Annotated in this window: 13 protein-coding genes; 8 read left to right on the top strand and 5 right to left on the bottom strand. The window is 36.2% G+C overall.

What is annotated here, in order from left to right; all coding sequences use genetic code 11:
- The first annotated feature begins 4 nt into the window (after positions 1–4).
- The gene (locus tag ACQWU4_RS00430; protein ID WP_429933800.1) at positions 5–442 is read left to right on the top strand and encodes a peptidylprolyl isomerase; all 438 of its coding nucleotides are present in this window, start codon (positions 5–7) and stop codon (positions 440–442) included.
- Positions 443–474: 32 nt separating this feature from the next.
- Positions 475–1,164: a Bax inhibitor-1/YccA family protein gene (locus ACQWU4_RS00435; RefSeq protein WP_429933801.1), complete on the top strand. Its 690-nt coding sequence runs from the start codon at positions 475–477 to the stop codon at positions 1,162–1,164.
- 445 nt (positions 1,165–1,609) lie between these two features.
- On the opposite strand, the gene ACQWU4_RS00440 is transcribed toward ACQWU4_RS00435, so the two are convergent.
- From ACQWU4_RS00440 to ACQWU4_RS00455, 4 genes are all read right to left on the bottom strand, one after another.
- Positions 1,610–1,858: a DUF6952 family protein gene (locus ACQWU4_RS00440; RefSeq protein WP_002980002.1), complete on the bottom strand. Its 249-nt coding sequence runs from the start codon at positions 1,856–1,858 to the stop codon at positions 1,610–1,612.
- Positions 1,858–2,166: a thioredoxin family protein gene (locus ACQWU4_RS00445; RefSeq protein WP_034707328.1), complete on the bottom strand. Its 309-nt coding sequence runs from the start codon at positions 2,164–2,166 to the stop codon at positions 1,858–1,860. The genes ACQWU4_RS00440 and ACQWU4_RS00445 overlap by 1 nt, the downstream gene beginning before the upstream one ends.
- Positions 2,167–2,314: 148 nt before the next feature.
- Positions 2,315–2,947, bottom strand: coding sequence for a peroxiredoxin (locus tag ACQWU4_RS00450; protein WP_260545155.1), 633 nt, complete (start codon positions 2,945–2,947; stop codon positions 2,315–2,317).
- 175 nt (positions 2,948–3,122) lie between these two features.
- The gene (locus tag ACQWU4_RS00455; RefSeq protein WP_429933802.1) at positions 3,123–4,316 is read right to left on the bottom strand and encodes a pyridoxal phosphate-dependent aminotransferase; all 1,194 of its coding nucleotides are present in this window, start codon (positions 4,314–4,316) and stop codon (positions 3,123–3,125) included.
- 166 nt (positions 4,317–4,482) lie between these two features.
- Here ACQWU4_RS00455 and ACQWU4_RS00460 point away from each other — a divergent pair, with 166 nt between their 5' ends.
- The 6 genes from ACQWU4_RS00460 to ACQWU4_RS00485 all read left to right on the top strand — a co-directional run bounded on the left by ACQWU4_RS00460 (position 4,483) and on the right by ACQWU4_RS00485 (position 11,174).
- The gene (locus tag ACQWU4_RS00460) at positions 4,483–5,310 is read left to right on the top strand and encodes a GLPGLI family protein (protein WP_429933803.1); all 828 of its coding nucleotides are present in this window, start codon (positions 4,483–4,485) and stop codon (positions 5,308–5,310) included.
- Positions 5,311–5,406: 96 nt separating this feature from the next.
- On the top strand, positions 5,407–6,744 hold the full coding sequence (locus tag ACQWU4_RS00465; protein WP_429933804.1) for a M28 family metallopeptidase: 1,338 nt from the start codon (positions 5,407–5,409) through the stop codon (positions 6,742–6,744).
- A 98-nt stretch (positions 6,745–6,842) separates the two neighbouring features.
- A complete protein-coding gene (gene rsmG / locus ACQWU4_RS00470) occupies positions 6,843–7,478 on the top strand; it encodes a 16S rRNA (guanine(527)-N(7))-methyltransferase RsmG (RefSeq protein ID WP_429933805.1) in 636 nt (211 codons plus the stop codon).
- A gap of 62 nt (positions 7,479–7,540) precedes the next feature.
- The gene (locus ACQWU4_RS00475; RefSeq protein ID WP_429933806.1) at positions 7,541–7,945 is read left to right on the top strand and encodes a hypothetical protein; all 405 of its coding nucleotides are present in this window, start codon (positions 7,541–7,543) and stop codon (positions 7,943–7,945) included.
- Positions 7,946–7,947: 2 nt separating this feature from the next.
- Complete coding sequence (locus ACQWU4_RS00480; RefSeq protein ID WP_429933807.1) at positions 7,948–8,484, top strand: DUF922 domain-containing protein; 537 nt, start codon at positions 7,948–7,950, stop codon at positions 8,482–8,484.
- Positions 8,481–11,174, top strand: a complete 2,694-nt coding sequence (locus tag ACQWU4_RS00485; protein ID WP_429933808.1) for a PD-(D/E)XK nuclease family protein — start codon at positions 8,481–8,483, stop codon at positions 11,172–11,174. Before ACQWU4_RS00480 ends, ACQWU4_RS00485 begins: the two co-directional genes overlap by 4 nt.
- Positions 11,175–11,237: 63 nt before the next feature.
- On the opposite strand, the gene ACQWU4_RS00490 is transcribed toward ACQWU4_RS00485, so the two are convergent.
- The gene (locus ACQWU4_RS00490; RefSeq protein WP_429933809.1) at positions 11,238–13,184 is read right to left on the bottom strand and encodes a T9SS type A sorting domain-containing protein; all 1,947 of its coding nucleotides are present in this window, start codon (positions 13,182–13,184) and stop codon (positions 11,238–11,240) included.
- Positions 13,185–13,261: the final 77 nt, after the last annotated feature.

Here is a 13,261-nt window from a genome sequence, read left to right on the forward strand (position 1 = left end):
GATCATGAAAAAAATATTTTTAGGACTTACAATTCTTGCCGCACAGCTGATGTTTGCCCAGAAAGTGACGGGAGTGAAGGTTGAAAAAGTTCAGAAAGACATTCCGGCGCAGTTGAATAAAGAAAAAATCAATATTTATAACGATAATTTTCTTAAGTTCGTTGAAGGGCTTAAAACTTCAGACCGTGCAGCTATTGATGCACTTTTGTCTGATAAAGTAAAGGCAATCGTAACAGATGATGTTCTTAAAAAAGTGAAAGAAGGCTTTGATGTAAATAAGAAGCTGGAAATTTTGCAGACAGGGTATCATAAACTGATGGATGGTTCCAGCCTTCCGAGTATTAAATACAAATACGCAGGAGAATCAAAAGAGGTGATAATGGCTGTATTCGAAGAAGATGGAAAGATTGTTGGAGTGATGCCGGCGAAAAAAACAAAATAATGTATTCAAAAACAAATTAAAAAATACTAACTATGATGACAGATGTCTTGGTTGCTCATTCCTCAGACGTGGAAAAAGCAGCTTTTTACAGAAAAACTTACTTACATGTTGCTTTATCAATCCTTGCGTTTATCGGGGTTGAAACTATTTTACTGAAAACAGTTCCGGTAGAGGTTATCGCAATGATGTTCGGGCAGAAATACACATGGTTGCTGATCATTGGTGTATTCTGGCTGGCTTCCATGCTGGCTTCCAAATGGTCGCTTTCACAGAGCAGATCTACGCAGTATTTCGGATTAGGATTCTATATTATTCTGGAAGCGCTGATCTTTATGCCTATGATTTATATCGCAGCAGGAATGCAGGGCGGTGGAAATATCATTTTCCAGGCTGCAATGCTTACTATTGCTATGTTTGCCGGACTTTCTGCGGTGGCATTTACTTCTAAAAGAGATTTTTCATTTTTGAGAAATATCATTATTATCGGAGGTTTTCTTTCCATTGGACTGATTGTGGCCGGAGCTATCTTCGGGTTCAATTTAGGGCTTTGGTTTTCTGTAGGAATGGTACTTTTAGCTTCTGCAAGTATTCTGTATGAAACAAGCAAGCTTAAAAACACTTATACAACTGGACAGTATGTAGGAGCTTCATTACAGCTTTTTGCTTCTGTTATGCTTTTGTTCTGGTATATTCTGAGAATTTTAATGAGCAGAAGAAGCTAATTTAATGAGAGTGAAAAGTGGAAAATGAAGAATTGTAAATCTTGATTTCAATCTTTTATAAATAATAATCCTGATGATATTTTCATCGGGATTTTTTTATTTTTTAAATACAAATAGCACGAATACTTTCACAAATACCACTGTTTACAGGTTAATGTTATTTGCGTCATTAGTGCAAAATGTTCGTGAAATTAGTGTTTGAATTGATCTTATGAAGAGAAATATTCTTTAATCCAAAAAATCCTGATGAAAATATCACCGGGATTTTAATTGGATTCTTTAACCAATATAAATAGCAGCATCGGCAACGGTATACTACAGAAGCTTTAAAGCGTGTATTTAAGTTGGAATTAAAGAATTGAGAAAATATTGTATCGAGGAAAGCCTCAGTAGTATTGTGCTTTGTAATTTTTAACTGTTAAATCTTCAGATGATTCAATAAAAACTACTTATCAATAGATCCTAAGACCTTTTGAGCAAAAGAATTTAAAGCGTCTTTTTCGCTCATTCCGTTCTGAACATTGGCGTGTACTTCCAAAGCACCACAGATATTGGTGATCAGTTCACCTGCTACATTTAAGTCTTCTTCACTCGTTCCTCTGAATTCGCAGAAGCTTTCCAAAACCTCTAACGTCTTTTCAAGATTCTCAGGAGTCTGATTCTGGTAAAACTGTCTGATTACGGGTAACTTCATTACTGTATTTCTTTAAAAAGATTGATTAAACTTTCTGCCTGGTTGCTCTGTACCTGATTTACCAATTCACCGTTTTTAAAAACTGCGAAAGTAGGAAGGTTGTCAACAGTTGCTAATTTTCTGCTTTCAGGAAGCTTTTCAGCATCTACATATAAGAATGGAATTTCTTCATTTTCTGATGCCAGTTTTTTGAATTTCGGCTTCATGATTCTGCAGTTTCCGCACCATGTTGCTCCGTACTGAACAACTACTTTTTCATTGTCGTTTACGATATTCTGTAATGTATCTTCTGTTAATTCTGTGTACATAAGTTAAATTTTAAAATTTAACAATGTAGCAATCTGATAATTTACCAATGTAACAATTAAGAAATAGTGAATTTTCAGATATTGGTAAATTGTTACACTGTTATATTGTTACATTATTCAAATTACTACATTGTTATATAAGTTTTAATTAGTTCTTAGCCAAGTATTCTGCTGTAGAATTTCTGTCTGCTTTCATTGCATCCTTTCCTTCTTCCCAGTTTGCAGGACATACTTCACCATGTTTCTGAACGTGAGTGTAAGCGTCGATCAGTCTTAAATATTCTTTCACGTTTCTTCCCAAAGGCATATCGTTTACAGACTCGTGGAAGATTTTTCCTGTTTCGTCGATAAGATAAGTTGCTCTGTAAGTTACGTTAGAACCTGTGAAAGTTTCTTCTCCTTCTTCATTGTATTCGAAATCCTGATCTACAATTCCTAAAATGTTTGCCAGTTGTCTGTGAGTATCAGCTAAAAGCGGGTAAGTTACTCCTTCGATACCTCCGTTATCTTTTGCTGTGTTCAGCCATGCGAAGTGTACCTCGTTGGTATCACAAGAAGCACCGATTACTTTAGTGTTTCTTTTCTCGAATTCACCTAAAGCATCCTGGAAAGCGTGAAGCTCTGTAGGACATACGAAAGTGAAATCTTTAGGATACCAGAATAAGATTACTTTTTGCTGGTTGGAAGTTGCTTCTTCAAGGATGTTGATTCTAAGATCGTCACCCATTTCAGACATAGCATCGATTGTTACATTTGGGAATTTTTTTCCTACTAAAGACATAATTTTCTGTTTTTATATTAAATTTTCTTGTGCAAATATATAAATATTTTATCTATCGAACAAATCAACATTGATAAATAAAATCTATAATTGTTTTTAATGGATTTAAAGGAAAAAAGCCCTGAAATCAGAGCTTTTTGTTTACTTTATACTAATTTTTATTCAGTCTAATTTATCAGTTGAATGGAGCCAAAATATCTTTGATTCTTTTCATTGCTTCTCTCAGGTCTTCTTCAGAAGCTGCATAAGAAAATCTGATACATTCCGGACTTCCGAAAGAAACACCACCTACAGAACCTACATGAGCATTTTCCAGTAAGAACATGGCAAAATCATCAGAATCTTTGATTTCTGTACCATTCAGGTTTTTTCCAATATAATGCGAAATATCCGGGAAGAAATAGAATGCCGCCTTTGGAAGCACTACTTTGAATCCAGGAATTTCTTTCATCAGATCATAAACAAGGTCTCTTCTTTTCTGGAAAGCATCAATCATGTATTTATATTCGGAAGGATCTGTTTTCAAGGCAGTAATAGAAGCCCTCTGTGCCACTGTATTCGCTCCGCTGGTCATCTGTCCCTGGATCTTTTCACAAGCCTTTGCCAGCCATTCAGGACAGGCGGAATATCCGATTCTCCATCCCGTCATGGCAAATGCCTTGGACATTCCGTTGATTACGGCAGTCTGCTCATATACTTCAGGGAATTGGGCAATGGATGTTGTTTTCGTCTCGTAATTGATAAACTCATAAATCTCATCAGAGATAATCGTCACATGAGGATATTTTGCAATAACTTTTGCCATAGATTTCAGCTCATCATATGTATAATATCCACCTGAAGGATTACATGGAGAACTGAAAAGGATAGCTTTTGTTTTATCTGTAATAGCTTCTTCAAGCTGTTCAGCAGTTATTTTAAAATCTGTGACATAAGACGTCGGAAGCATCACAGAAGTTCCTCCCATCATTTTCACCATTTCATCATAGCTTACCCAGTAAGGTGCAGGAAGCAGGACTTCATCACCGCCATTGATTATAGAGGCAAGAACATTTAAAATAGCCTGTTTAGCTCCGTTGGAAACACAGATCTGTGTTGGTTTATATTCAAGATTATTATCTCTTTTCAGTTTATAAGCTACGGCTTCACGAAGTTCAAGAAACCCGGGAACAGGAGAGTAGTGGCTGTAATTCTCATTGATCGCATCAAAAGCGGCCTGTTTGATATTATCCGGAACATCAAAATCCGGTTCGCCAAGAGTAAGACTAATCACGTCAATGCCGGCGGCCTTCATTTCTCTTGCTTTGTTGGACATTACGAAAGTCTGTGAGTAACCTAATCTTTTTACTCTGTCTGAAAGTTTATCCATATGCTCTTTTTGAATTTTAACAAATATATAATAAAAACGTTTTTCAATGAAATAAAAGTCGGCCCAGAAAAAAGATTTTTGTCAGGTTTTAATTTAATCACTAGATTTGGAAATACTTGATTGCTGTCTTATTTAAAACAATATTTATAACCATATCACCCCAAAAATGTACAGGCTCTTATTTTTATTATGTGCGTCCTTTATTTCAGCCCAGACTTACCGCTTTGTTTACGAATACAAAATGAAGCCGGATGCAGGGAAAAAAGATTCTGTAGTGACAGACTATATGAATCTGGATACGGACGGAAAAAAGTCTTATTTCTATAATGCGGTAAAATACGAGAGAGATTCTGCCTATCTTACTGATAAAAGCTATTCTGCCCTTCTGAAAGGTAAACGCTATGACCGTAATTTGAATTATACAATTGAAAAAGATTATGCCAAGAAAACCATCAGTTTCTATGACCGGTTTAAAAATGCAAGTCTTGTTATAAAGGATAATAGCACTCCAAACTGGATCATTGAAAATGAATTCAAAAAAATCAACAATATGAACTGCCAGAAAGCTATAGCCGATTACAAAGGGAGAAAATGGGAAGCTTGGTTCAGTAAAGATTTTCCGGTGAATGACGGACCATATAAATTCAGCGGGCTTCCGGGGCTTGTTGTGATGATAAAAGACTCTGAAAACGATCATACTTTCGATCTGATCCAGATTAAAAAAATAAATGCTTTAGCCAATTTTGTACCTAAAAATAATAAGCTGATAACTAATGAAGCATATAGAAAACTTCTCAAAGGTTATACATTTTCTTCAGGCGAAGATATTGCCGGAATGAGTATTGATTCCAAAGCAGGAAAAATGGAAATGCAGCTGAAAGACGGCTATATCACACAATTCGATTATAACGAGCTAAAAAAGAGCGGAGCCAATATGGATGCTGTGATTGCCAACAAACTCAGGCTGTCTAATAATCCTATTGAAAAAGAATAAAAACAAAAAAGATTGCAACGGGCAGTCGTTTTTTATCTCAGCAAGGTTTCGAAAATATTTATGTTTTGTATATTTAAACAATCTAAGACTGATTGTATGAAATATTCCCTCCTTTTAATACTGGCTCCTTTTGTTGCTTTTTCCCAGGTTCAGACAAAAGATAATGAAATAAAGAAATATGTTTCTGAAGTAAGTTCAGATTCTTTAAAATCTTATATTGGTAAACTTGTTGGCTTTCATACCAGACATACTTTAAGTTCAGTGGATGATAAAAACCAAGGGATAGGAGCTGCGAGAAGCTGGGTGTTAGGAAAGTTTAAAGAATATTCGAAAAATTCAGGCGGAAGAATGGATGTTTACCTGCAGCAGGAAGACATTCAACCTGATGGAAAAAGGGTAGACAAGGTTACTAATCTTGGAAATCCGGTAGCTTTTTTAAAAGGAACAGATCCCAATGATAAAAGAATTTTTCTTATTTCTGCACATCTGGATTCAAGAGTTACTGATGTAATGAACAGAACCTCATTTGCACCGGGTGCCAATGATGACGGAAGCGGAGTAGGTGCCGTGATGGAAGCAGCAAGAATTTTAAGTAAATCATCCTTTCCTGCATCTGTTATTTTCGTTACTTTTTCCGGGGAAGAACAGTCTTTGCTCGGATCTAAACTTATGGCAGATAAAGCTAAAAAAGAAAATCTCCAGATAGAAGCAGTCCTCAATAATGATATGATCGGAAACCCTGAAGCAGGAGAAACGGGAGAGGTTAATAACCGTACACTGAGAGTTTTCAGTGAAGGTCTGTCTTATGCAGATCTGGATAAAAAAGCTATGACTATAAGAAATATGGGGCTTGAAAATGACAGTGAATCCCGGCAGCTGGCCCGATATATAAAAGAAACTGCAGAAGAATACGTGAAAGACCTTGAAATAAAACTGATTTACAGAAATGACAGGTTTCTGCGCGGAGGTGATCATTCCAGTTTTGTCGGTCAGGGATTTCCTTCCGTAAGGCTTACCGAGTATTATGAAAATTACGATCATCAGCATCAGGATATCAGAACGGAAAACAATAAAAAATACGGAGACCTTCCTGAATTTATAGATTATGACTACCTGAAAAGAAATGTTGCTGCCAATATTTCCGTTCTGGCCAGTCTTGCCAAAGCTCCCTCAAAACCGGAACACGTAGAAGTAAAGGTTAAAGAACTTACCAATTCTACAGAATTACAGTGGGAAAAGCCAAAAACAGGAACGGTAGCAGGATATTATGTTCTTGTAAGAGAGACTGACAGTGCAATGTGGCAGAAAAAAATATTTACGAAAGAACTTTCCGTTAAAGTTCCGCTTTCTAAAGACAATTATATTTTTGCGGTTCAGGCAGTTAATCAAAACGGAAATTTAAGTGTTGCCGTTATTCCGGGTATTGCCAGATAATATCTTTTATGTAAGCTTAAATTTAAAGCCTTACCGAAATCAACTTCATTTGAATACAACAGAAATAAAACTTATTTTTGCAGATTATAATATTTCATATGGCAGCATCGTTACTATTAAAATACTTTCCTGATCTTACAGAGAAGCAGATCGAGCAGTTTTCCCAATTGGAAAAGCTGTATAATGAATGGAATGAAAAAATCAATGTGATCTCAAGAAAAGATATGGAATCGCTGTATGAGAAGCATGTTCTGCATTCTTTGGGAATTGCGAAAACAATGGAATTTGCACCCGGTACAAAGGTTCTGGACATCGGAACCGGAGGAGGTTTTCCGGGAATTCCCCTGGCGATCCTGTTTCCGGATACAGAGTTTACTTTAGTGGACTCTATCGGAAAGAAGATTACTGTTGTGAAAGCTGTTGCAGAAGGAATCGGGCTGACAAATTTAACGGCTATTCATGGCAGGGCAGAAAAAGTAAAAGAAAAATTCCATTTCGTGGTAAGCCGTGCTGTAACACAGATGCCGGAATTCCTGAGATGGCTGAAAGGAAAGTTTGAAAAAGAACAGTTTAATCCCAAACATAACGGAGTTTTGTATTTAAAGGGCGGCGATCTTGCTGAAGAATTAGCCGGAATTAAATGTGAAATCTTCAACCTTAAAAACTATTTTGATGAAGAATTTTTTGATACTAAAAAAGTGATTTATGTATCAAAAGGCAATTTTAACTCTTGATTTTTTAAAATTAAGTGATAATTTTTGCTGAATTATTATTAATAATCAGTAAATTTAAGGGTATGAAAAAACTTTTAAATATTGGATGTTCTGCATTATTTTTAGGGTTGGTTTTTATCTCCTGTGAAGATGATGATTATCAGACCGTGCAGTCTATAGGAAAAATCAAAATCGACAGTGTAAAGATTACGAAAGATACTATGGATGTATATTCAATACAGAGCATTAAGACGTATTCTACATATTCGTCCCAATGCGAAGGGTTTTACGGATATGATTATATTCATGACAGCAGTCTGCAAAGATCAGTTACTGCTTATAAATATACTACAGATGGTCCCTGTACTCAGGAAACTCACACAGGAATCAACCAGATCAAATTCAGTCCGCGGGAGGCAGGAACTTATACTTTTAAATTCTGGAACGGTGGCAACAGCTGGATCACCAAAACAATTGTAGTTGAATAATAATGAAATTGATTTCACTCTGTTTTTTTCTCTTTATTAATACTCTTTTCGGACAAAAAATAATCTGGAAGGAAGATCACAAGCTGGTTTGGGATAATTTTAAAAGCGCTGTAAGGACAAAAAACAATTCTGATGTGATAGCCTACACCCATTGTGGCTGGGAATATTCCGTAGTAAAATCTTCCAATCCGAAATCTCCTGTTAAAATTGAAATAGCTGCTATTTTTAACGAGGACAGATCCTGGAAAGATGTCAAAAGGACAAATGATTATATTTTGCTGCATGAGCAAAAACATTTTGACATTGCGGAACTGTTTGTACGCCAATTCAGGAAAGAAATAGCAGAAAATATTAAAACTTCCGGGGATTACGATAAAAAATTTAAAGCAGTTTACAGCAAGATATCAAACGATTACGAAAACTTTCAGATTTCCTATGACAAAGTTACGGAGCATGGGATGAATAAAGAAAAACAGGCAGAATACAATACCCTCATTGCTGAAGAACTGGACAACTTAAAAAGCTATAAAGCCCCTTGAAATTTCTCAATAAAATCATCCACGAGCTGCTGGCCCAAAATACAGACCTCTCGGAGTTCAATATCGTTCTTCCGGGAAAACGTCCCATTGTATTCATCAGGCAGATCCTGGAAGAAAATAATTACTCAGGGTTTCTCCCTAATTTTTTTACCATAGAGGAACTGATCGACAGGATTGCAGATAAGCAGCCGGTTCAGGGGATTTCTCTGTGGCTTTTTGCATTTGATGTCTACAGGAGCCTTGGTCTTATCCCAAAAGATGATTTTGCAGACTTTTTAAAATGGTTTCCGACTCTTCAGAAAGACTGGGACGATATATTGAAGTTCTCTGAAAGCGATGAAGCTGTTCTGCAGTATATGTTTGATGAAGAACGCATTAAAGAATGGGCTCAGGATTTAGGAGAAGATGATGATGTTCCGCGTAAGAAATTCCTTAATTTCTGGCAGAATATGAATGTTTTTCTTCCAATTCTAAAGAAAAAACTCCGGGAAAAGAATTGGGCAACCTCGGGAATGATTCATGAAACTGCTAAATTAAAGATCTTAGATTTTGCAGAAAATACTTCTGAAAACTTTGTATTCTGTGGTTTCAATGCTTTCACTCCGGTAGAAGAAAAGCTGGTAAGAAGCCTGCTGCGTTGGAATAAAGCACAGTGTTTCTTTCAGGCGGATCATTATTATTTCGATGATGAAAGACAAGAGGCGGGAAAATTCCTCAGGAATCACAAAATGTGGAAGGAATTTGATGATAACAGGGCATTTCAATGGATAGAAGATGATTTTAACCAGCCTAAAAATATCAAGGTATATGAAGTTTCCGGAAATGTGACGCAGACCAAAGTATTGCCTGAAATATTCAAAGAAATTGAAAACAAGACCTATTCCAATACTGCAGTTGTGTTATTGGATGAAAATCTTCTTCCTGCAAGTTTAGATGTAATGTACGGTGTTGAAAACCTTAACATTACGATGGGATTTCCATTGAAGAATCTTTCATTTTCCAATGCTGTAAAACAGCTTTTTTATCTTCAGAAACAGCTGGAAAAAAATAAATCTTCTTATTACTACAGGGATATCTTCCCGATCCTTGAAGAGCTTCCGAAATCTGCTGAGGATGAGCATATTATCAGTAATTTCAGAACCAAAGTAGAGGAGAGGAACATTGTTTATATATCCAAAAAACTTTTGGAAGAACTTCTGAGCGGTCTTTCTTATTACGGACTTCTTAAAAAAGCCGATCATACAGGTGTTTACCTGGATATGCTTATTGAATTCTGCAGGCGGATCAAATGGCTGGATATAGATGATATTCAGTATGAAAACGTTTCCCACTTTGAGAATGCATTCAGAATTATTAAAAACCAGCTCAGTCCTTATGATTTTGAGATTAAAATGGAAACGCTGGAGATTCTTATCAACCAGCATGTTAATTCCGAAAGTATAGATTTTCAGGGGGAGCCGCTTCGCGGACTTCAGATCATGGGACTTCTGGAAACCCGTCTTCTGAACTTTGAAAATGTGATCATGCTTTCTGTGAATGAGGGAAAACTTCCTTTGGGAAATTCACAGAACACTTATATTCCGTTTGATATCAGAAGGTATTTTGATCTGCATACGTTCCTGGAAAATGACAGTATTTATGCTTATCACTTTTACAGGCTGATCCAGGATTCCAGAAATGTTCATCTGCTTTATAATGCACTCAGTTCTGGGGTGAATACCGGCGAGAAAAGCAGATTTATCACACAGATTGAAATGGAGAGTTCGCATAAGATAGAACACCTCATTATTGAGAACTCTTCTGAGCCGATTGCTTCACAACCGATAGAAATCCTAAAGACTCCGATTGTACTGGAAAGGCTTCAGAAATGGAAAGAAAAAGTATCTGCCTCACACCTTACCAGCTATCTCTACAATCCGATAGATTTTTATCTTTCCAAGATATTAAAGACCTCCGAAACGGATGAAATAGAAGAGGAACTTTCGGTTAAAAATTACGGAAATTTAGTCCACTATTCACTTCAAGAAGTTTATGAAGTACTTAAAGGTAAAGCTTTAAAAGAAAAAGATTTACAGAATTCAATTAAAAAAATAGATCAATATATTAATATTGCTATTGAGAAGCTGAAACACCAACCTGAATTCTATGAAAAAGGGATGAATTTTATTCACAGGGCCATTGCCAAAAAAGTGATTGAAAATGTTCTCAACCATGATCTTGAGTTGGTAAAATCGGGTAATGTACTGGAGATTTTAGACATTGAAAAAAGGTTTGAAAATGTAGATTTTTATCTTGACAGCAATGATAAAATTTCTTTCTTTGGATTTATTGACCGGATAGACCGACTGAACGGAACTTTAAGAATTATTGACTATAAAACAGCGAAGATCAAAAATCTCACGGTGAAAATAGATGAGGATAATGTGGCTGAATATTTCCATAACAGTGATAGAAAACAGGCTCTTCAGCTCTGCATTTACCATTATGTGGTTCAGAATCTTCCTGAATTCTGGGGATTGCCTATAGAAACAGGAATCTGGAGCTTTGCTGAAGCTAAAAAAGGAGTGGTTTCCTTGCAGTTTGATAAAGGAAATATTGATGATGCAATGCAGTCTGTAAAGAACCTGATTCTGGAAATCCTGAATCCGGATCTTAGTTTTATTGAGAATATCAAGCCTTATTCCAATTAAAAAATGCACTCCGTTGCTGAAGTGCATTCAATTTGAAATGAAGAATATATTGAGGAATTTCTTTTATAATTTTACTTTCTTATTAATTGTTTTTCCATCGGCAGTAATCAGTTGAACGATATAAACTCCTGATTCCAAATTGTTTGATTTGAATTCAGGTTTGTTAATTTCCTGTTGAAGTATCAATGCTCCGGAAATATTATAAATACTGATATTTTTGATACCATTGTCTGCTTTTGCACCGATCTGATGATTTTGGGTGAATATTTCAGCTTTGTTGGCAGATGAACCACCTGTCAGTGCTTTCTTGAACTGCAGATTGTAAAATTGGGTAACAATTTCAAAAGTATTGTTTTGATTATCAATGTCTTTTATATTGATTCCGCCATTTTCTGCATACTCTTTCTGAGAAACAGCTTTTAAGAGATTTCTGTTTTCATCAAAAATATTCACAGTGACAAGTTCTTCCTGAGGAATTTTTAGCTTTAAAATATTATTGTTTTCAGACTGTATGATCTCATTTTCAGGAACTTCTACAGGCGTATTTTTAACATACGGAACTAATTTCTGATCATTATTTTCCTGTACTTTTAAGAGATAAACACCGTCTTTTAAGGTAGATAGGCTGCTTTCTGTCCCTGATCTGCTTACTGCTTTCTCCTGATTGAAATCTGTAATTCCCACCAGCTGCATATTGCCAAGATCCGGTTTTAATTGGGAAGAGTAAAGTGTATTAGTTTCAGACTGGCTGTTTCCCTGCTGTTTTGAAGTCAGTATAGCCCATTGATTCAGAAGCCCTCCGCTTCTAAGTGTATTGAATTTTGCATTAGAGGCCAGAGTAAAAGGTACAATTCCTCCCACATGGCCCAAAGGTCCCCAATAGAAGGCTTCAAGCTTGTATTTGTTCAGATCCCACCACGAGTAATATCCACGCTGTACATCAATGGTTTTAGACGTATTTTCAGGCGGAATAGCCAAATCTACAGTAGAATGCCCTAAAGTAATAGGTGTTTTGTTGTACCAGTCATATACATCCTTAGGCTTCATACATCGTCTGAGATTGTTATTCGGATTATTGGTGACATCATTAACGAAGCTTTGAGTGAAAAGATTTCTCCAGATGACAGGTCCCCAAAGAAGGCCTCCATTGTCCTGTACCACATGATAATTGTACTTATCCAGATACTCCGGTGAAATAACTTCTGAAATGCTGGTATTATAGGTTTTATAGCCGGTATTGTTACAGGTATGAAGAACATTGGCGAGGAAAGAAGTGAACGGATAGAAATCTTTTTCCAGAACTCCTTTGTTCAAAGTCACCCCTGAAAAATCATACGGTCCGTCTCCCATATAAGCATATTTGAATTTCAGATTGGTAGGGTTGGAGGTATTCAGGCTTTTTAGAGTTGACATAGCAGCATGAGCACCTTGGGAATAGCCTGCCAGAAAGTATTCATCATATCGTTTTATTCCCAGCTGACTAAGAACTTTATTGGCAGCAGTTACAAAATCTATTGTTGCGCCGGCTTCTGTAGCAGCATCTACATAAGGATGAACTCCGTCTCCGCTTCCCATTCCTACATAATCCGGGGCCATCAGAATGTAGCCGTTGAGTACATACGACAGTTCCACTACAAATCCGGCTGTTAAAGCTCCTTTAAAATTAGAAGGGACATTATCTCTGCTGTCAGTAGTTCCATGGTCAGATACTACCGTAGAAAGCTTAAAATTGACATTAGGATACATCAGAAGCCCTGTAGCCTTTACCAGAACATTTTTTTCATTTTTGGTGTAGTAAGTGATTTTGTAACCTTTAAGCCCTACGTTGAATCCATTGAGGTAGCTGACAAAATCCGGAGCATTTTGTTCTCCAAGATTATTGGCAATGAAATTGGCAACACCCTGCGGAGTCAGATCCAGCTTTTGTTCAAAATTAGCAACATCTCCTGCCTGTTGGGCAAAAAAGAATGGAGCAGTGAAACTTAATAAAAGAGCAGATAATTTTCTCATATCAATATTTTTTAATGATATTAAATTAAATATTTTTAACAAAATGTTAATAATATTAGTACATCAATAATTATTCA

The organism is Chryseobacterium sp. MIQD13, assembly GCF_050496705.1.
Classification (GTDB): Bacteria; Bacteroidota; Bacteroidia; order Flavobacteriales; family Weeksellaceae; genus Chryseobacterium.

Bases quoted from the DNA above. Each gene is read 5' to 3' on its own strand.
- ACQWU4_RS00460 (WP_429933803.1), top strand. From the start codon at position 4,483: ATGTACAGGCTCTTATTTTTATTATGTGCGTCCTTTATTTCAGCCCAG.
- ACQWU4_RS00450 (WP_260545155.1), bottom strand. From the start codon at position 2,947: ATGTCTTTAGTAGGAAAAAAATTCCCAAATGTAACAATCGATGCTATG.
- ACQWU4_RS00465 (WP_429933804.1), top strand. From the start codon at position 5,407: ATGAAATATTCCCTCCTTTTAATACTGGCTCCTTTTGTTGCTTTTTCC.
- ACQWU4_RS00455 (WP_429933802.1), bottom strand. From the start codon at position 4,316: ATGGATAAACTTTCAGACAGAGTAAAAAGATTAGGTTACTCACAGACT.
- ACQWU4_RS00435 (WP_429933801.1), top strand. From the start codon at position 475: ATGATGACAGATGTCTTGGTTGCTCATTCCTCAGACGTGGAAAAAGCA.
- ACQWU4_RS00490 (WP_429933809.1), bottom strand. From the start codon at position 13,184: ATGAGAAAATTATCTGCTCTTTTATTAAGTTTCACTGCTCCATTCTTT.
- ACQWU4_RS00445 (WP_034707328.1), bottom strand. From the start codon at position 2,166: ATGTACACAGAATTAACAGAAGATACATTACAGAATATCGTAAACGAC.
- ACQWU4_RS00430 (WP_429933800.1), top strand. From the start codon at position 5: ATGAAAAAAATATTTTTAGGACTTACAATTCTTGCCGCACAGCTGATG.
- rsmG (WP_429933805.1), top strand. From the start codon at position 6,843: ATGGCAGCATCGTTACTATTAAAATACTTTCCTGATCTTACAGAGAAG.
- ACQWU4_RS00480 (WP_429933807.1), top strand. From the start codon at position 7,948: ATGAAATTGATTTCACTCTGTTTTTTTCTCTTTATTAATACTCTTTTC.
- ACQWU4_RS00440 (WP_002980002.1), bottom strand. From the start codon at position 1,858: ATGAAGTTACCCGTAATCAGACAGTTTTACCAGAATCAGACTCCTGAG.
- ACQWU4_RS00475 (WP_429933806.1), top strand. From the start codon at position 7,541: ATGAAAAAACTTTTAAATATTGGATGTTCTGCATTATTTTTAGGGTTG.